The 20,108-nt window shown below is 42.3% G+C and carries 19 protein-coding genes; 13 read left to right on the top strand and 6 right to left on the bottom strand.

Annotated elements, in window-relative coordinates:
• The first annotated feature begins 128 nt into the window (after positions 1-128).
• Positions 129-1,253, top strand: a complete 1,125-nt coding sequence (gene ftsW / locus JMW39_RS08400; protein WP_201545892.1) for a putative lipid II flippase FtsW — start codon at positions 129-131, stop codon at positions 1,251-1,253.
• Between the two features lie 100 nt (positions 1,254-1,353).
• Here ftsW and gluQRS read toward each other — a convergent pair whose 3' ends face one another.
• The 6 genes from gluQRS to JMW39_RS08430 form a co-directional block, all read right to left on the bottom strand.
• Positions 1,354-2,313, bottom strand: a complete 960-nt coding sequence (gene gluQRS / locus JMW39_RS08405) for a tRNA glutamyl-Q(34) synthetase GluQRS (RefSeq protein WP_201546149.1) — start codon at positions 2,311-2,313, stop codon at positions 1,354-1,356.
• Positions 2,314-2,526: 213 nt separating this feature from the next.
• Complete coding sequence (gene dksA / locus JMW39_RS08410) at positions 2,527-2,964, bottom strand: RNA polymerase-binding protein DksA (protein ID WP_201545900.1); 438 nt, start codon at positions 2,962-2,964, stop codon at positions 2,527-2,529.
• Positions 2,965-3,381: 417 nt separating this feature from the next.
• Positions 3,382-4,221, bottom strand: coding sequence for a metallophosphoesterase (locus JMW39_RS08415; RefSeq protein ID WP_201545902.1), 840 nt, complete (start codon positions 4,219-4,221; stop codon positions 3,382-3,384).
• A gap of 268 nt (positions 4,222-4,489) precedes the next feature.
• A complete protein-coding gene (locus tag JMW39_RS08420; RefSeq protein ID WP_201545904.1) occupies positions 4,490-5,335 on the bottom strand; it encodes a metal ABC transporter permease in 846 nt (281 codons plus the stop codon).
• A 68-nt stretch (positions 5,336-5,403) separates the two neighbouring features.
• Entirely contained in the window at positions 5,404-6,141 is a 738-nt protein-coding gene (locus JMW39_RS08425; RefSeq protein WP_201546151.1) for a metal ABC transporter ATP-binding protein, read from the bottom strand.
• Positions 6,142-6,294: 153 nt separating this feature from the next.
• Positions 6,295-6,855: a Fur family transcriptional regulator gene (locus JMW39_RS08430; protein WP_201545906.1), complete on the bottom strand. Its 561-nt coding sequence runs from the start codon at positions 6,853-6,855 to the stop codon at positions 6,295-6,297.
• Positions 6,856-7,208: 353 nt separating this feature from the next.
• On the opposite strand from JMW39_RS08430, the gene JMW39_RS08435 reads away from it, so the two are divergent.
• From JMW39_RS08435 to JMW39_RS08490, 12 genes are all read left to right on the top strand, one after another.
• Positions 7,209-8,018 carry a metal ABC transporter solute-binding protein, Zn/Mn family gene (locus tag JMW39_RS08435; RefSeq protein ID WP_227679470.1) on the top strand — a complete coding sequence of 270 codons (810 nt, stop codon included), beginning with the start codon at positions 7,209-7,211 and terminating at the stop codon, positions 8,016-8,018.
• Positions 8,019-8,377: 359 nt separating this feature from the next.
• The gene (locus JMW39_RS08440; RefSeq protein WP_201545917.1) at positions 8,378-8,776 is read left to right on the top strand and encodes an ATP synthase subunit I; all 399 of its coding nucleotides are present in this window, start codon (positions 8,378-8,380) and stop codon (positions 8,774-8,776) included.
• A gap of 737 nt (positions 8,777-9,513) precedes the next feature.
• Complete coding sequence (atpB, locus tag JMW39_RS08445; RefSeq protein WP_183621017.1) at positions 9,514-10,380, top strand: F0F1 ATP synthase subunit A; 867 nt, start codon at positions 9,514-9,516, stop codon at positions 10,378-10,380.
• Positions 10,381-10,413: 33 nt separating this feature from the next.
• Positions 10,414-10,662 (top strand): F0F1 ATP synthase subunit C, encoded by a 249-nt coding sequence (gene atpE / locus JMW39_RS08450; protein WP_010197960.1) that lies wholly within the window; start codon positions 10,414-10,416, stop codon positions 10,660-10,662.
• Between the two features lie 117 nt (positions 10,663-10,779).
• Positions 10,780-11,250 carry a F0F1 ATP synthase subunit B gene (locus tag JMW39_RS08455; protein WP_079692821.1) on the top strand — a complete coding sequence of 157 codons (471 nt, stop codon included), beginning with the start codon at positions 10,780-10,782 and terminating at the stop codon, positions 11,248-11,250.
• Between the two features lie 13 nt (positions 11,251-11,263).
• A complete protein-coding gene (locus tag JMW39_RS08460) occupies positions 11,264-11,887 on the top strand; it encodes a F0F1 ATP synthase subunit delta (protein WP_201545919.1) in 624 nt (207 codons plus the stop codon).
• Positions 11,888-11,977: 90 nt separating this feature from the next.
• Complete coding sequence (atpA, locus tag JMW39_RS08465) at positions 11,978-13,522, top strand: F0F1 ATP synthase subunit alpha (protein WP_079692819.1); 1,545 nt, start codon at positions 11,978-11,980, stop codon at positions 13,520-13,522.
• A 236-nt stretch (positions 13,523-13,758) separates the two neighbouring features.
• Entirely contained in the window at positions 13,759-14,640 is an 882-nt protein-coding gene (gene atpG, locus JMW39_RS08470; RefSeq protein WP_201545921.1) for a F0F1 ATP synthase subunit gamma, read from the top strand.
• A 50-nt stretch (positions 14,641-14,690) separates the two neighbouring features.
• On the top strand, positions 14,691-16,124 hold the full coding sequence (gene atpD, locus JMW39_RS08475; protein WP_201545923.1) for a F0F1 ATP synthase subunit beta: 1,434 nt from the start codon (positions 14,691-14,693) through the stop codon (positions 16,122-16,124).
• A gap of 104 nt (positions 16,125-16,228) precedes the next feature.
• The gene (locus JMW39_RS08480; RefSeq protein ID WP_149493092.1) at positions 16,229-16,645 is read left to right on the top strand and encodes a F0F1 ATP synthase subunit epsilon; all 417 of its coding nucleotides are present in this window, start codon (positions 16,229-16,231) and stop codon (positions 16,643-16,645) included.
• Between the two features lie 807 nt (positions 16,646-17,452).
• Complete coding sequence (locus JMW39_RS08485; protein ID WP_201545925.1) at positions 17,453-18,169, top strand: response regulator; 717 nt, start codon at positions 17,453-17,455, stop codon at positions 18,167-18,169.
• Positions 18,170-18,397: 228 nt separating this feature from the next.
• Positions 18,398-20,083, top strand: a complete 1,686-nt coding sequence (locus JMW39_RS08490; RefSeq protein WP_201545935.1) for an ATP-binding protein — start codon at positions 18,398-18,400, stop codon at positions 20,081-20,083.
• Positions 20,084-20,108 lie beyond the last annotated feature (25 nt).

Genomic DNA, 20,108 nt, shown 5'->3' on the forward strand with positions numbered 1-20,108 from the left:
TAAACGGTGGCGTTTTATAGACGCCGTGTTTTTCGTTTGCTAGTGTATATAAAATTATGGCGCTCTCTTCTCTTTTTCGTTCGATCCCTCAATCGCCACGAGCCACGGGCTCAGATGGCGTTCTGTCCATGCCATCAGCGCGCGCAACTTTATTATCGAGTGTCGGCTGTATGCTGGTGCTTAGCTTATTGATGGTGGCTTCCGCTTCTATTCCTTTTGCCCTTAGTCGCGGCATGAGCGAACTGCATTTCTTTTATAATCAGCTTTTGTATATGGCTATCGGTCTGTTTATCGCCGGTATATCTTACAAAGCAGTATCTCTAAAAAGACTTTATAGGACTGAAACTCAGTTTATGCTGTTAGCGATTACTGGGCTCTTGTTATTTGCTACTTTGTTTAGTACGCCTATTAACGGCTCGAAGCGTTGGCTAACGCTCGGCGGCTTTAACTTTCAGGTCGCAGAGCTTGCTAAATTAGTGATGATTATATTTGTCTCAGACTTTGTGGTACGGCGCTCATTTGAGGTGCGTAATGGCTGGGATGGATTTTTACGCATTGCGATAGTAGTCGGGTTAATTACCGTTCTATTATTAGCACAGCCAGATTTTGGTTCGTTTGTGGTTATCATCGGCACGGTCTTTGCGATATTTTATATTGCTGGTGCGCCCTACAAGCAGTTTATCGCGCTCGGCGCCGTCGCCGTTGGTGGAGCCGTATTAATGGTGGCGACCGTCCAATATCGCCTCGTACGCGTGATGTCGTTTTTGGATCCCTTTGACGATGTGCAAGACACCGATTATCAGTTGGCACGTAGCTTAATCGCCTTTGGTCGCGGGCAATTTACCGGTGTTGGTTATGGCGAAAGCGTGCAAAAACTGTCGCATTTACCAGAGGCACATACGGATTTTCTATTAGCGATTACCGGTGAAGAGTTAGGCTTTGTTGGGGTCACGATGATCTTGATACTTGAGGCGCTCATTATCGGTAGTGCCATGCGCATCAGTTATAACGCGCTTAAACGTCGGCAGATGCGGATGAGTTATACCGCCTTTGGTATTGCGGTGGTGTTTATTGCGCAGACGATTATTAATGCGGCGATGAATATGGGGGCGATTCCGACCAAAGGTTTGACCATGCCATTCTTTAGTTATGGTGGTTCATCGATGTTGATTAGCTTGGTGATGGTGGCGGTTCTACTAAAGATTTATAAAGAAAGCCCTGAGATCGAAAAGAGTCAGTGTCGTTATTACTAAGTCATTTAATGATTATATTGTTTAAGTCACTCCAATTATTCACTATAAAAAAGCGTCGCTAGTAGCGGCGCTTTTTCTATTGGTATTTAGAACTATTTTATTAGATATTAGGCATACTTAAAGACTGCATATTTTGTAGCGGCAAGTTATCCCATTGTGCAATCGCTTGCTTAAGCATGTTAACAGGAGTATCTCTATCAACGGCGGGCTGTTGCAATAGCTGTAAGGCATGAGTAATGAGCTTGCTTGGATTGCTAGTATCAATCGGCTGAGCAAGATTTTGTTTGGAGAGTTTTTGACCGTCAGGACTGCATATCAGCGGCAAATGATACCAATAGTTGATAGCAGGTAAGCGCGCGGCATGCATGATGCTGATTTGCGCCGTGGTCATCGGTAAAATGTCCAAGCCGCGCATAATATGCGTCACCCCTTGCAAGCCATCATCGAGACTGGCAGCTAAAATATAATTAATCATGCCATCTTGGCGACGCACCACCATATCTCCAAGGGTTTGCTGCGGATTATCCCATTGCACGCCTTGAATACCATCTTTAAAACCCGTGCGATAGTTTGGCAGCTGTATACGTAGCTTATTTTGCTCTTTATCAAAACCTGCATTTAGACAACAGCGTGGATAGCGTTGTCTGTTCAGAAGTTTTTGGTTAGCCTGCTGCGGGTCAGTACTTTCTCCTATTGCCTTTCGCTCCCAGTAACGCTCAAGACTTTTACGTGAGCACTGACAGCCGTAAGTCAACGGATAGAGATTTGAAGATAAGTAATCATTATAAATATCAATGCGCTCAGATTGGTAGATGACATCACCATCCCAGTGTAGCCCAAGTACCTCCAAATCTATCAAAATCTGCTCAGTAAACTGTCCATCACAGCGTTCAGTATCGGTGTCTTCGATACGCAGTAACCATTTGCCACCGATAGATTTGATATGACAAAAGCTGGCAAGCGCCGTCGTTAATGAACCAAGATGCAGCTCACCAGTGGGTGAAGGGGCAAAACGTCCGATAGGTTGTGATGACGATGCGGCTGGAGTTGGAATTGGCATAGGAATAGGAATGGTTTTCAAAGTAGGGAATATCATTAGGATAATAAATATAACGCTAAAAAGATATTTAGCAAATATGCTTATTTTGTTGGTGACGTGTCAATAAGTAAGGGTTATTCGTTGAATAACAATACTATAAAACGCAACGAGCGACCAATAAATGGTCGCTCGTGTTTATATTTCAATTATGAATGACTTTTAAACTTGCTGGATTTAAGCACCTTGGTTTTGACGCTCTTTAATCTCAGATAAAGTTTTGCAGTCAATGCACTGGGTCGCTGTTGGACGGGCTTCAAGGCGACGTAGACCAATCTCTACGCCACAAGTTTCACAAAAACCGTAATCATCGTTTTCAATTTCGGCGATAGATTTGTCGATTTTGCGAATCAGCTTGCGTTCACGGTCACGCGTACGCAAGGTCAGGGCAAACTCTTCTTCTTGAGTGGCGCGATCATTAATATCTGGCATGGCGCTGGACTCATCTTGAATATAAGTCTTAGTACGATCCGCTTCGCCAATCAGTTGGTGCTTCCAATCTAATAACATTGCCTTAAAATGTGCCAATTGCTCATCAGACATATACTCTTCGTCTTTGGCAGGTTCATAAGGAGTGAACTTTACATCGCTCGGATTCGTGGTCAGGGTGCTCATATGGGTATCCTACTTTTTCAAATTAATTCAATAAAACGACATATCAAAAGACAAGACGTTATAAATTTATCAAACGCTATAAATTGTCCCTTTATAAAACGTTTTACCACTTAGTAACACAAGTAACACAGCTGATCTAATAATACGGTTATCTCGATAGGGCGCAAGCGACCTATCAATTATCAATGGTCAGGTATATGGTTATGAATTTCTTTATTTAAATGCTTACTGTTAAATAAATAGACAAATCACTGACTGTGAAAACTTAGCTTGTGGTCAATTTAGCCATCCTAGCTATTATAATTTCGTCTAAATAAAACTTAGACCGTTCTAATTTGTTCTTACATTGGATAACAGTATAAGATACAGGCTCTAACGATATTATTCTAGCCAAATTTTTGCCAATAAAACTGGTCGTCAAGTATCTAGTCTTTTAACCCAGCTTGCAACCTCTCCATTGTTGGCTAATTGCAACCAGCGGTATCCGGGTAGGGCGTTTTTATCATAAGCAAAATCATCTGCAAAAGGCTCGAACTGATAACACGTAGACGGCGTGCTATAAACGGTCACCCCTTGACGGTAACGGACTTGATCTTGGTGAGTATGGCCGCTAATAATCACTTTAAGGTGCTCAAATGCTGCCATTCGTTGCCAAAAAGTATTCGCATTTTCTACCATATGCTGATCAATCCAGTCAGAATCAACCGGTATTAGATGATGGTGTAAGGCGATAAGCGCAGGCTTAGCGCAAGTCTGCAACTGTTGATATAGCCAATTAATGTCGGTTGTCGTTAATTTTCCTGCTACTTTACCGGTAATAGAAGAGTCTAATAACAGTAGCTGCCAATGCTCGGTTTCAATGATATGTCGGCTTAGCAGGCGCTCATCCGCAGCTCTAGCAATCAGTTGACGCTGGAAAAATGGCAATTCGCTGTCATCTTCATCAGTGACATCATGGTTGCCGGCAATACAGGCGAAAGGAATACCGGTTGCTTGCAGTACTGCAAAAATATGATCGTAAATCTCTGCTTGCACTTTATTTACTAAGTCGCCTGTGACAAGGATTAAATCACAGCGCCGATCTTCGCTTAACGCTTGCTTGATAATCGCCTCAAAACTGAATTGGCAAGCTGCTACTTCGCTACTGGTTTGGTCAGCCACCGCAGGCACGTGGGATGATAAATGCAAATCGGTAATTTGCAGAATATTTACCTGTCCGTCTGGCGTGCTGACTGCACTAGCAGGATAGCTAAGCATTGGATTCAGTCCCTTATGAGGTCAAAATTGAATCAAAATAATTCGTGGTTATATATCAATAATTTATCAGTTATTTAAGCGTTGGTTTGATTATAAAAGTCGCTAACTATATTATTGATAATATTAGAGAAAGTTTATAACATTATAACGAGTAAAGCTCTAGCAATATTGATGAAATAAAGTTCGATTAAGTCGAAGACAGTGGCTGTTTTACGAGGGTGATAATAATGGCTACGACTGCCATAAGCGCTGCCAGATATTTGGACGTTTAGTGGCGTGGGGACCAGAATTTTGCCATTAGGGATTTTGTGCCTGATTTTTTACTTATTAGCTTAGATATAATTAACGCCATAAAGAATAAAATAGCGAGTACTAAAACGATAGCAAGTCCGGTCTGAATATCGAACCAGATACTGCCCCAAACCCCAAGCGTGACGCCAAGCTGAGCGATTATCAAGGCGATAATGACCATTTGTTTTGGCGATGCCGACCAGAGGCGGGCAGTCAGTGCGGGCAGTACCAATAAACCACTGATTAATAAGCTACCAACCGCCTGTAAGGCAATGGCACAGAACCCTGCCAATACGCCCATAAAAAACAGCCGCTGACGGGTGGGATTGATACCTTGAATACGTGCCAATGCCTCATGAGTAGCCAGTTTGATTTGTGCCGGCCATATATAAATAAGTAACCCTAAGCCAACCAAAATACTGGTTGCAATCAAGGGTAAATCTGCCCAATCAAGCTCAAGCAAGTTGCCAAATAAGAAACCTAAAACATTGGCTTGCTGATCGGTCAGCTGGGTTAACGTCAATAAACCTAAGCATAATAGCGATACCGCTACCACCGCCAATACCGCATCGACTGGCAAACGCTCATCATCAATTAGCACCAGTCCTAGCACCACCATCACACTGACAATGGCGATGCCAATGCCCATGGGTAATTGCCACCATACTGCCAACGCTACCCCTAGCAAGGTGCCATGTGCCAATGCATCGGCAAAAAATGCCATGCGCCGCCATAATACCAAGCAACCTAAAGGCGCAGAAAGTAAGGCTAAAATACTACCTGCAATCCAAGCAGGGGCAATGATTGCTAACCAAGCGGTCATAATAGATATCCGTAACGTTTTTAGAAAAAATACAAGGCGGTTTTTGCCTGAATAAGCTTGGTTGTTGATTATATCTCGCTTGGCGCATGATGCTCGCAAGCGTGTGGCTGATGCACATACGGCTGCTCGTAATGATGTCCAAAGAGCTTTTGAAATTCCGAACTAATAGCAAGCTCGCTTGGTTGTCCCTCACAGCAAATATGCTTATTAAGACAAATGACCCGCCTGCTGCCTTTCATAACCCAATGCAAATCATGCGAAACGACCAACATAGCGCAGCGTAAAAATTCTGGTAGCTCATCAATAAACTGATACAGCCAAACCTCGGTATCAGGGTCAAGCCCTTGCATCGGCTCATCTAAAATCAATAAATTGGGCTTATCTAACAAAGCACGCGCCAGTAATACCCGCTGGGTTTCACCACCTGATAAATGCAGCATTTGCCGCGATAGCAGGTGCGTTAAAGATAAGTTTTCAAATATAAATTGACGCTGCTCAGCCGTTAAACGCTTTTTATCTGCTTGTGCCAATAAATCGCAAACGCGTAACGGTAAAATCGGTGCTACCGCAAAGCGCTGCGGCACATAACCGAGCTGCAACTTTTGATGCGGCGTTATCTGTCCACTCGTTGCTTCTATTAAGCCCAAAATTAGCTTAACCAAAGTTGATTTACCTGCACCATTAGGACCGATAAGGCTGACTGTTTCATTGACAGCGATATCAATATCGATATGCGAGAGGATGCGTTGCTGCCCGATATGGTAGCTGATATCGCTTAAGCTCAGCAGCTTGGCGGCATTAGGCATCGTCTTATTACTTACATTCGTAGCAGAAGAGGATTGGGTCGGTGAAATCGCTAGGCTCATAGGGCAGTACTGATATATTAGTAGTAATTAAGAAATAACAGAATAATGGTTAAGCATAAGAGCGTAAACATAAAATATTGGAACGCAACTATTTTACTGGCAGGCTTGGCAACGACCACTGAGCTCAATGACACTGCGTTCTACCACAAAACCGACGTCTTGTTGCGCAAAGCTCATCATTTCTTGTACCGGTAAACTGCTGCATTCTTGTACACGCTGGCACTGCGCACATATCAGAAATGCTGCCGTATGCTGGGCGCGCGGATGACAGCAGGGCACATAAGCATTGATAGAGGTTAGCTGATGAATCAAACCTTCACTTAATAGAAACTCCAAGCTGCGATAGACAGTCGGCGGTGCGACGTTTTTTGGCGTCTGACTATTTGTTTGATTAGTTGTCTGATTGCTCGACGAGATGTTTTCTACTTCAGGCTCATTAAGGCGGATTTGCTGCAACTGCGTAATCAAATCATAAGCACCCACAGGCTTATTGGCTTGTAAAACCAGCTGATAAATTTGTTGTCGCAATGGCGTAAAGCGCGCACCGCTTGCACGGCATTGCTCTTTTGCGGCCATGAGGCGCTCATTCACATCGGACGGTGTAAAATCTTGCACATCATGGACATGAGCGCAAACGGATGAATGATTAGACATGCAGCAAGCTCCTAAAAGTAACTCAACACTAAAACAACCAGCAATTTTATATTTATCATCTTCATATATGTAAGGTGCCTTTATCTAACACACTTTTATATGAAGCAGTTTTTGTGATGGTTTTTTATATTGTTATAGTATAACATACTATAACTAAGAAATAGATAAGTCGTTTTCACTTATTAATAGATACATCTTTTCCTAAACATCTAAAAAAGCTTATACGCACTATTGCCATTCATCATTGAATTTCGAAAGCAGCCATTATGATTTCATTCTCTAAAACTTTTATACATTTACCTCTGACCTTACAGCGATTATTTATAACTGGCGCGCTTATATTAGGCTCGTCAATGATGAGCGCGCAAGCGGCTACGGTTAGTGTGAGTAATTATCCACTGTTTTTATTGAGCCAAGCGGTGACAGAAGGTACGCCTTCCGCCAAGCAGTTATTGCAAGCAGGGGAGGTGGGGCATCATGGTAGTATCAGCCCCGGCGATATTAAAGCGATTCAGGACAGTATGTTTGTGGTTTGGTTCGGTGAGCCACTAGAGAATAACTTAGCCGCTACGCTTAATAGCGCGCCCAATGCAATTGCTTTATTTAAGTTTGATGCGTTTAAACGTCATCCGCTTCGTGATATCAAAGGTAAAGCCATTGCTGGCACCCTGGATCCGCATATTTGGCTCGATCCTGAAAATGCTAAAGCCATTACCCGTGCCCTTGCTGTTATTCACAGTCATGCCAATCCACAATATAAAAAGCTCTATCATACCAACGCACAAAAATTTGCTCAGCGCATGAATAGGGCAGTAGCAGAAGCCAATACAAATCAGACGAAAGGCCAAAATCAGAAACCTTTGCCGTACTGGGCTTACCACGATGCTTATCAGTATATGGAAGACAGCGCCAAGCTTCAGCTGATTGGCAGCTTAAGTACTGACCATCATTTGGCACCAAAAGCGAGCCAGTTACTTTGGCTTAATGAACAGCGCCCAGCCAAGCAAATGTGTTTGGTTAGTCCAAGTGAGCCTGCAAAAGGTTTATTGGCGAAATTACAACCCGTTAAAAGTACGGTGCAAGCGGAAGATATGAGCAACAGTAAAGACTTTGTCAGCGGTTGGCAGTCAATGGCACAGCAAATTCGCCAATGTATCGCATAAACTTTTCAACGAATAACTTGTAGTTACTTACATAATGAAGTTTGAAAAAGTTGTTAAAAAAACGCTATTAAACAAAGCATGCAGCGAAATTGCTTAAGAATTATCGGTAAACTGGTAGGTAAAATACGATTTTATCAGGTATTAGCAACACTTTATTCACTCTGTAGAAGAGTTTTCGCCGCAAAACAAGTAAATGCTTGATAAAAGGCATATTCTACTTGCTTAAAAGCGGCTAGCTCCTTATAATAAGGGCGTTTTATTTTGGTTAAAAGATAATGCCTATATGGTGAGCCGCTCGCGGATAACAGTGTCGCAAGTATGCTACATTATCCCCACGTTATAGGGCTATAGGAATATCAATGACCAAGCCTGCCAAACGCACGCAAAAAGATAAAATTGGCATCTATATAAAACGCCAAGCATGGATATTGTTTATCCTTATTATTATTGCTTGGGTTATAGATGCTATCTGGCTGCATAATGAGCTTACTGTAGCTAAAAGCACTGCTATCGGCGCGCTACTAAGTTTTGCTACTCAAGCTGTATTTGCATTTTTTATCTTTTGGTACAGCGGATATCGCGCGCGCTTACATGTTGTTAGCCAGCTATATCGTGGTCAGATGGCCAAATGGCTATTGACTGTATTTGGTTTTGCCCTAATTTTTATTACCATACAACCTCTATCAGCGCCCGCGCTATTCATCGGTTTTATAGTAATGCAGATTAGTCATAGTTGGATGTTGTGGCATATACGCTAGTATTTATAGACGATTATCATTTTAATCATCAGTATTATAAATAACGTTAGTTTGTCATCCTGCGGTCCAGCTTCTCTACGATTATTGTTATACATCATAAAACGACTAAAAATCGTTTTTATAATAAAAACTATGAATACAGCGTTTATATCAGCGTAAAGCGTCAAATAATTGTGATTACTAACCCCTTATCTAAACAGGGTTATTAAATATAAGCAGATTATCTAGATAGTATTATAGACGCAAAGCTATGTAAGCTCACGTTAACAGCGTTTAACGTATTTATACACTAAATAAAAAAGTCATAATTGACTTTACACGAATACCACGCTGCATTAATATAGGCAGCTAAATATCTTGCTGACAAGCGCTGTATTAAGCGTTTATCGTGATAAAACGATATAAGCAAACACCTATATGACATTTTTGCGTACACATGCAAGGGCTATTACTGAATCATCATAAGCCCTTTTTTGATAGCTAAAATTTATCCACGCTATCGTATTGAGTAGCAGTGATAAAGCATTGGTAACACATTTTGGTTATTCAGTTTGGTTAATGAGTAATAACAGCTTAATTAGATAGTTATGGGTTGGATGTTATTGGTTACATGAGCGTGTTAGCGTGATTCATTTGCCTGCTTTGTTACAAGGCAGATAGACATACTAAAACCTCATCAGATGACAACCATATTTTTGGTAGTTGATTAAATCGTTGATTAATAAGAAGCTGACATTATGGCAGGCGAGCAAACAACAACAGACTATATCTCTCACCACTTAACGAACTGGACGTACGGCTATCTGCCGGGCGAAGGTTGGAAAGTTGCCTATACTGCTGAAGAAGCTAGTGCAATGGGCTTTAAAGCAATCCACCTTGATTCTATGCTTTGGTCAATTGGTCTAGGCATTGTTTTCTGCGCCATCTTTTGGATGGTCGCTAGAAAAGTCACTTCAGGCGTGCCGGGTAAACTCCAAGCCGCGGTTGAGATGATCGTTGAGTTCGTGGATAACAACGTTCGTGATTCGTATAGTGGTACCTCAAAGCTGATTGCGCCTTTGGCGTTGACTATCTTTGTTTGGATATTCTTAATGAACTTGATGGATTTACTACCCGTCGACTTTATTCCTATGCTTGCTGGCCAAATCGGCGCAATGATGGGACATGATCCACATCATGTGTTCTTTAAGATCGTTCCAACCACGGATCCTAATATCACGCTTGGCATGTCTTTTTCTGTCTTTATATTGATTCTGTTTTATAGTATCAAAGAAAAAGGTCTAGGCGGCTTTGTTGGCGAGCTGACACTGCATCCGTTTAGTGCCAAAAATCCTATCGTACAAATTATTTTAATACCCATCAACTTTATCTTAGAGTTTGTTACTTTGATAGCCAAGCCAATCTCTTTAGGTTTACGACTATTCGGTAACATGTATGCTGGTGAGTTGATTTTCATACTGATTGCCCTAATGCCGTTTTGGATTCAATGGGCGTTATCAGTACCGTGGGCTATTTTCCACATCTTAATTATTACACTTCAAGCGTTCGTATTTATGATGCTGACTATAGTTTATATGTCACTTGCATCATCAACTGAACATTAATTAGACATTCAATAGGTAAATGAGGATACATCCATGGATCCAGTATTAGGTGGTTACACAGTTATCGCAGTAGCACTACTTATCGGTTTAGGTGCACTAGGTACAGGTATTGGTTTTGCTATTCTAGGTGGTAAATTCCTAGAAGGTGTTGCACGTCAGCCAGAACTTGGTTCACAGTTGCAAACTCGTATGTTCATCGTAGCAGGTCTTCTTGATGCTATTCCGATGATCGGTGTTGGTATTGCTATGCTATTGTTGTTCGCTAACCCTCTAGCAGGTTAATCAGAAAGCTCAGTTGTAAATGTTTGGTAGTCAAAGTTTGTATGTTAACCATAGCCAAAGTTTGGCTATCAAATATGATCAATGAAACTGATTTTTCATTAACAAAGAGGTGATCACGTGAATATCAATTCTACCCTCATCGGTCAAGCCATTGCTTTTGCAATCTTTGTGATGTTCTGCATGAAATTCGTGTGGCCACCACTTATCGGCGCAATTAATGACCGTCAGCGTAAAATTGCTGAAGGCTTAAACGCTGCTGAAAAAGCAAAAGCAGATTTGGCCACCGCGGAGCAAGATGTACAGCAGGAGCTTAATCTGGCTAAGACCAAAGCTGCTGCTCTAATTGAGCAAGCGAACAAAAGCGCCAATCAACTTGTTGAAGATGCTAAAACGCAAGCCCAAGCGGAAGGCGAGCGCATTCGTCAACAAGCACAAGCGGCAATCGACCAAGAAATCAATCAAGCGCGCGAGTCATTGCGTGCCCAAGTCGCCGAACTGGCTGTCCTTGGTGCTGAAAAGATTTTGCAAGACACAGTCGATGTGCAAAAACATGCCAGTATGTTAAATCAGCTGGCGGCGAAGCTGTAATTGTGAGGATAACATGGCTGACTTATCAACCTTAGCACGACCATACGCTAAAGCCGCGTTTGACTATGCCAATGAAAACGGGGTAGTAAATGACTGGGAAAACTTCCTATTCATTGCCGCTACCGTTGTCAATGACAAGTCGTTCAGTACTTGGCTAGACAATCCAGCTGTTTCTGCTGAGCATAAGTCAGCTGCTTTGGTCGATCTTTATGATACACAAGTAGCTAGCGCGAATGATTCTGCTTTTAAGCAGTTATTAGGTGAGACCCAAGGGGCTCGTCAAGACAGCAACGCCAGCTATCCAAAAGTATCAGTAGCATTTAGTAACTTCGTTAAACAGTTATCAGAGCAAGAGCGTCTGGCGCTGCTTCCTGAAGTTTATGAGCATTATCGCCGTCATAAGGCAGTAAGCTTAAAGCAGCTTGACGCTTATGTGACCTCTGCTTATCCATTAACCGATGCCCAGCGTGATACGCTGCAAGCACGTCTTGCTGCTTCGCTCAATGCGAGCGTAGTGATTCATGAATCGGTGGATCCAAGTCTCTTGGCAGGCGTTACGATCAAAGTCGGTGACAAAGTCATTGATGATTCGATGCGCGGCAAGTTACAACAGTTAAAAACACAGCTAACGGCCTAATGCCAATCGTCAACGTAGCTTATCAAGCTTGCGTGATATAAGAGCATTTACGTCAGTGGCGGGTTATCATAAATTAAAGGAAACAAGGCAATGCAACAATTGAATCCAGCGGAAATCAGTAACCTGATTAAGCAGCGCATTCAAGACCTTGATGCGGGTGCAACTGCAAAGAATGAAGGCACGATTGTCAAAGTATCTGACGGTATCGTGCAGATTCATGGTCTTGAAGATGCCATGTACGGCGAAATGATTGAGTTTGAAGGTGAAGTCTACGGAATGGCGCTTAACTTAGAGCGTGATTCGGTTGGCGCAGTAGTACTGGGTGACTTCCTAAAACTACAAGAAGGTCAAAAAGCCTATTGTACTGGTCGTATCCTTGAAGTTCCGGTAGGTCCTGAGTTGCTAGGTCGCGTTGTTGATGCTTTAGGTAACCCTATTGATGGCAAAGGTCCTATTAATGCAAAAATGACTGACAAAGTCGAGAAAATCGCCCCAGGCGTTATCGACCGTCAGTCAGTTGATCAGCCAGTCATGACTGGTTATAAATCTGTTGATACCATGATTCCAATCGGTCGTGGTCAGCGTGAGCTTATCATTGGTGACCGTCAGACGGGTAAAACCGCGATGGCTATCGATGCGATCATTGCACAGAAAGCTTCTGGTATTAAGTGTGTTTACGTGGCTATCGGTCAGAAACGTTCTACCATTGCTAACGTGGTACGTAAGCTTGAGCAAACTGGTGCATTAGAATATACGACTGTAGTCGTAGCTTCAGCGTCAGAGCCAGCAGCACTACAGTATATCGCACCGTACTCAGGTTGTACGATGGGCGAATACTTCCGTGACCGCGGCGAAGATGCACTGATTGTTTTTGATGATTTATCAAAACAAGCGGTTGCTTATCGTCAGATTTCACTATTGCTACGTCGTCCGCCAGGTCGTGAAGCCTATCCTGGTGATGTATTCTATTTACACTCACGTTTACTTGAGCGTGCATCACGCGTAAACGCAGCGTACGTAGAAAAATTCACCAATGGTGAAGTGGTTGGTAAAACGGGTTCTTTAACCGCGTTACCTATCATTGAAACCCAAGCCGGTGACGTGTCTGCATTCGTACCAACCAACGTGATTTCAATTACTGATGGTCAGATTTTCTTAGAATCAAGCCTATTTAACTCAGGTATCCGTCCGGCTGTGAACGCTGGTATTTCGGTATCGCGTGTCGGTGGTGCTGCTCAGACTAAGATTATCAAAAAGCTCTCTGGCGGTATCCGTACCGCTCTAGCTCAGTATCGTGAACTTGCTGCATTTGCTCAGTTTGCATCAGACCTTGATGATGCAACTCGCGAACAGCTTGATCATGGTGAGCGTGTGACTGAACTGATGAAACAGAAACAATATCAGCCAATGTCTATCTCTGAGCAAGCCGCAGTTATTTATGCGTCAAACGAAGGCTTCTTAGCAGACGTTCCTGTTGAAAAAATTGGTTCTTTTGAAGAAGCTTACTTACGTTATATGCATGATGAGCAAGCTGACTTAATGAAAGAGATTGATGACACTGCGAATTATAACGATGATATCGCAGGTCGTTTAAAGTCCTCTTTAGAGACCTTTAAACAAAATCACAGTTATTAATTTAACGGGTTAAGCCAGTTTTGTTGTGGCTTTAGTGTTAGAGCTTATGGAGTGGCGCGTTGTCTGATAAGCTTTTATTAAGACAGCAGCGCCACTTTAGTCACAACTCATGGTCTATGGTTGCGTTATGCCATAAGATATTGATATATCGAAATATTGTTAATAAAAACACTTTTTGATATTAAAATATTGTTGCATGCGCCAATGCTTTTTAACCCTCTTATATTGGAATCATTATGGCAAACTTAAAAGAAATACGTGCCAAAGTCACCAGTATTCAAAGCACCCAGAAAATTACTCGCGCTATGCAAATGGTAGCGGCAAGTAAAATGCGCCGTGCCCAAGAGCGCATGGAAGTGGGTCGCCCGTATGCTGATAGTATGCGCCGGGTTATTTCGCATTTGGTGCATGCCTCATCCGATTATAAACATCCGTATATGGTAAGCCGTCCAGTCAATAGAGTTGGCTATATTGTCATCACATCTGACCGTGGTCTAGCGGGTGGTTTAAATATTAATTTATTTAAAGCATTAACAAAGAATATCCAGCAATACCAAAACCAGTCTGTACAAGCTGAATTTGCCGTGATTGGTTCTAAAGGTGTCAGTTTCTTTAAAAACTTTGGTGGCAAGGTCACTGCAGCGGTTACTGATTATGGTGATAAACCTACTTTTGAGCAGATAAACTCACCGGTTCAAGCGATGCTTGATGATTATACGAACGGTAAAATAGACCGTATCTATGTGGTTTATAATAAGTTCGTCAATGCAATGACGCAACAGCCAACGGTCAATCAGTTGGTACCTTTACCAGAAAGTGCGTTTGGTGAAGAAGAAAGCGGCATTCAAACAGAACTGAGCTGGGATTATATCTACGAGCCTGATATCAAAACATTGATTGATGAGTTGCTAGGGCGTTATATTGAGTCTATCGTCTATCAAGCGGTAATGGAAAACATTGCCTCTGAGCAGTCCTCACGTATGGTTGCGATGAAAGCGGCGACAGATAATGCTGGCGACCTAATTAACGATTTACAGTTGGTTTATAACAAGCTGCGTCAAGCGGCGATTACCCGAGAAATCTCGGAAATCGTTGGCGGTGCTGCTGCTGTTTCATAATTGAAACCCTTTATAAAACCCACTATATACAGAATTTCCAGGAGAACGCAATGAGTAGCGGTCGTATTGTACAGATTATTGGCGCGGTTCTTGACGTTGAGTTTAACCGTAACGAAGTACCTAAGATTTTTGATGCTTTGCTAGTTGATGGCACCGAAACTACTTTAGAAGTACAGCAACAGCTGGGTGATGGCATCGTACGTACGATTGCTATGGGTTCTACTGAAGGACTCAAGCGTAACCTACCGGTTACTAATACTGGTGGCCCAATTTCTGTGCCAGTCGGTATCGGTACGCTAGGTCGTATCATGGATGTTCTTGGTCGTCCTATCGATGAAGAAGGTCCAGTAGAAGCCTCTGAGCGCTGGTCAATTCACCGCGAAGCGCCAAGCTACGCAGAACAATCAAACAGTACCGAGCTTTTAGAGACTGGTATTAAAGTAATCGATTTACTTTGCCCGTTTGCTAAAGGTGGTAAAGTTGGTTTGTTTGGTGGTGCTGGTGTTGGTAAAACCGTTAACATGATGGAATTGATCAACAACATCGCGCTTAAGCACGAAGGTCTATCAGTATTTGCTGGTGTTGGTGAGCGTACGCGTGAAGGGAATGACTTCTATCACGAAATGCAAGAAGCTGGCGTTGTAAACACTGAAGACTTTAGCAAATCTAAAGTTGCGATGGTATACGGTCAGATGAATGAGCCACCGGGTAACCGTCTACGTGTTGCACTGTCTGGTTTGACCATGGCTGAGTACTTCCGTGATACCAAAGATCCTGCCACTGGCAAAGGTCGTGACGTATTGTTGTTCGTTGATAACATCTACCGTTATACACTAGCCGGTACTGAAGTATCAGCACTACTAGGTCGTATGCCATCAGCGGTTGGTTATCAGCCAACACTTGCTGAAGAAATGGGTATGTTGCAAGAGCGTATTACGTCTACGCAATCAGGTTCTATTACTTCTGTACAAGCAGTATATGTACCTGCGGATGACTTAACGGATCCATCACCTGCTACTACTTTTGCTCACTTAGATGCAACAGTTGTACTAAGCCGTGATATCGCTTCACAGGGTATTTATCCTGCGGTTGATCCACTAGATTCTACCTCACGTCAGTTAGATCCATTGGTTATCGGTGAAGAGCATTACAACGTTGCTCGTGGTGTTCAGGAAGTTCTACAGCGTTATAAAGAGCTAAAAGACATCATCGCGATTTTGGGTATGGATGAGTTATCAGAAGAAGATAAACTAGTCGTTTATCGCGCTCGTAAAATCCAGCGCTTCTTGTCTCAGCCATTCCACGTTGCCGAAGTCTTTACTGGTGCACCTGGTAAATATGTACCACTACGCGATACTATTGCTAGCTTTAAAGCAATCATCGCTGGTGAATATGACAGCTTACCAGAGCAAGCATTCTACATGGCTGGTGGCATTGACGAAGTAGTCGCTAAAGCTGAAAAAATGAAGTCTTCTGCAGCGTAAGTTGTATTCGTATTAACTAAAGAGTAGGTATAATATAAACCTTATATCTACTCCTCAGTAATGCATCGCAGTTTTGATCGCGCTTTGATAGTAAGGAATTAAGTATGGCAACATTACAATGTCGCGTCGTAAGTGCTCGTGAAGAGTTGTATTCAGGCGAAATTAGCATGTTAATAGCTAGTGGTACCGAAGGCGAGATTGGTATATTGCCAGGTCACACCCCGCTTATTACTTTGCTAAAGCCTGGTGCAATGCGCGTACAAACGCCTAACGGTGAAGAAGAAGTGATTTACGTTTCAGGTGGCGTGTTAGAAGTACAGCCAAAAATGGTCACCGTACTTGCTGATACCGCCATGCGTGCGCACAATCTTGACGAAAGTAAAATCGTTGAAGCACGTAAAAAGGCTGAGCAGATGCTGGTCAACCAATCTGATACTGTACAAACCAATGCTGCCTTGGCATCATTGGCGGAATCAGTCGCCCAGCTCCAGACTATCCGTAAGTACAAAAACCGTGCTTAGTCTTATGCTTTGTAGCAAAGGTTAATGTCTTTCTTTAATTCTTGCGACAATAATAAAAAAACAGTCCATCATGGGCTGTTTTTTTATGCCTGTTCTTTTATGCCTGTTCTTCCAATAGCTAGTTTTTTAATATAGTCAAAACATCCTAAAAACGCTACGGTATTGCTGATATCAATTTTTTGTAGCCTCTGTCTGCGCAGGCACAGCAAGCAAGAAAAATTGATATCAGTAGTGCGTGATGTATCGATATTACTTTTCACTGACTATAGCTAGCGTTTTAGCAATTAACGCTTTATATTTATTACAAACCAAACATTAACTATCTGAAAAGCTATTAGGTCATTAAGCATTTATCCATAACTAAACCAATTTTTATTAAATGCTAGAAAAGTCACTAGCGACAACCGTGATATATGGTTATATTAGGGATTAGAAAGTACATTTTTAGGGGTCAAACCAAATCAGATTTTCTTGTATTTTTACTTTGCTGATTTTTGACCTCATTGTTAGGCTATAAGAGAACCACTATTATTATATAAAATTTATCTTATGCCCTTTTATGATGATAAAGGGTATAATTTTTGGACGCAAACTAACGTTTTAATGGAGGTAGTTTATAGGTTTTGTTACCAACTATAAGCTATAGTATAGGAAGCTGTGTGTTTAATAGTATACTGTGCTACCAAGTTTGTAACAGCTATACAAACATCGATTGCATTAGCTTACGGATCGATTAAGTTACGGTGCTATTAATTTACCGCTCTTACTTTTACTGTTTTTAAATTAGATGTATTAGAGGATATAACAATGACAACGAATGACGAAGACAACACCCCCCGAATCTTGATTGTTGAGGATGATGAGCGTCTGGCTATGTTGACCCAAGATTATTTGGTCAAGAATGGTTTAGAGGTAGCTATTGAAACGGATGGTAATCGTGCCATTCGCCGTATTGTCAGCGAACAACCAGATTTGGTCGTACTTGATGTCATGCTTCCTGGTAGTGATGGGCTGACGGTTTGCCGTGAAGTTCGTCCACATTTCCATAACCCGATTTTGATGTTGACTGCGCGCACAGAAGATATGGATCAAGTATTGGGTCTTGAGATGGGCGCTGATGATTATGTTGCCAAACCTGCGCAGCCACGCGTATTGCTCGCGCGTATTCGTGCGTTATTACGTCGCTCAGAAAACGCGCCATCTGAAGACGTGCCACAGCGTTTAGAGTTCGGTGAGTTGGTTATCGATAACGGTGGGCGTTCAGTCAACCTTGGCGATGAGCTGGTTGATTTTACCAGTGCGGAATACGATTTGTTATGGTTACTAGCCTCTAACGCTGGTCGTATCTTGTCACGTGAAGATATCTTTGAGCGTCTACGCGGTATCGAATATGATGGTCAAGATCGCTCGATTGACGTACGTATCTCACGTATTCGTCCAAAAATTGGTGATGATCCAGAGAACCCTAAACGTATCAAAACGGTCCGTAGTAAAGGTTATTTGTTCGTTAAAGAAGGTAATTAATATTTCTTAGTAGATGCAAATATTTAGTCTGCATAAGTTTCTTATAAAAAACCAGCTGAATGCTGGTTTTTTATGGTTTAAATTTTAATTTTTGAACTTAAATGCTGCGTTATGTGGTTTAATTGAGCGATAATTATCGCTGTAAATTAAATGAGTCTCATATAAATAGTGCAGCAAATATTTAGCATTTATTAATCTTTTTTCTTTATTAGGTTGGTCACGGCACGTATGTCATTAGTTTCTTCTCTTAAACACAGTATATTTGTTCGTATTTATGCCGGACTCTTAATCGTATGTTTGTGCGTGGCATTATTTGCCCAGCTATTGATGGATACCATTAATAAAGAACGCGTCCAGTCTTACCGTGAAAACATGGCAACGGGTGCATTTCATATCGTCAGTGAAGGCATTGCTCACCAAGAGAGTGAATCGCAGCGTGAGTATTGGTTGTCTGACGCTAGTAGTTTGTTTGGTGCAGAATTTAGCATTTTACCGATTGATAAAATAGATTTTAATGCCAGTGAGCTGCGTCGTTTTGAGAAAGGTAATACCGTCGTTCGCTATATTGACCAACCGGTTTATGCCGATGTCTATTATCGCTTACCAGACAATCAAAATGTTTTAACAGCGCGTATCACCCAAGTGACTGAGCAGCAAGTACGGGCGATAGCTGTATTTTTACTCGATGATTTATCTTATCATGCAACCTTATCCGATAAACGGTCGCGTTTGGCGCAGTTAGAAGAGAAATTTGCTTTTCCTTTAGAGTTTAGAGCAGTCAATACGCTCAATTTAGATCCTGATCAGATGGCACGTTTGCGCCGCGATGAGGTGGTCATCTTATTACAAGATACCAATACCAGTAAGAGCAACTCGTCGATTACGGTCGTTGTGCCCTCTGAAATCAATGATATGGCGATTTTAATTGGTCCGGTGCCGCTGTTTAATTGGTTCCCGCTGAATCTGATTATTAGTATGATTTTGATCAGTATGTTTTTAATCAGCTTGGGTGTTTATGCGCTTATTTTCCCGCTCGAACGCAAATTGCAACTGATTCAAGTCGGTGTTAACGAGGTTAGTAAAGGCAATCTTGATATTAAAGTGCAAGTTATCGGACAAGATGAAATTGCGCGTTTATCCGCGACCTTTAATGCGATGACGGCGCATATTAAGCGTTTGATTGAGTCGCAGCGTGAACTGACACGGGCGGTATCGCACGAACTGCGTACGCCAGTGGCACGTATTCGTTTTGCGGTCGACATGCTCGCCGATACTGATGATGAAGACTCACGCTTTATGCAGCGCGATTATATTGATGAAGATATCGAAGCGCTGAATGGTTTGATTGATGAGATGTTAACTTACGCCAAGCTAGAAGAGGGCTCGCCAAAGCTAGATTTGGAGCCAGTAAATCTGCGTGAATTGCTTGAGCAAATCGAGCGTGAGACCAATGCCTTAGGCAAACCTATCAAGATAGTGACCAACTTGCCCAACGCTAAAGTAACAGCGGTTGCCGATAGACGTTATCTGCATCGGGTGATTCAGAATTTAGCCGGTAATGCCTTACGCTATGCTGAGAGTACCATTATTATTAGTGCTGGGATTAAAAAAGGCAATGCCTTTGTCAGTGTTGAAGATGACGGTCATGGTATACCTGAAGCCGATCGTGAAAAAGTCTTTATTCCATTTTCACGCTTAGACGATAGTCGCACCCGAGCCTCAGGTGGCTATGGTTTAGGCTTGTCTATTGTGTCGCGTATTGCCTTTTGGTTTAATGGTAATATGAAAGTGGATGAGAGCCGTGAGCTTGGCGGCGCAAGATTTGTCATGACTTGGCCTATTAAACCTTTGACCCAAGTCCTTGCCGCCGATGAGATCACCCAAGAGAAAAGCGCCCGCGATTTTGATGTTTAATCTTTTTTTATAATGATGGTTAAAT

Source organism: Psychrobacter immobilis, from assembly GCF_904846175.1.
Taxonomy (GTDB): Bacteria; Pseudomonadota; Gammaproteobacteria; order Pseudomonadales; family Moraxellaceae; genus Psychrobacter; species Psychrobacter immobilis_E.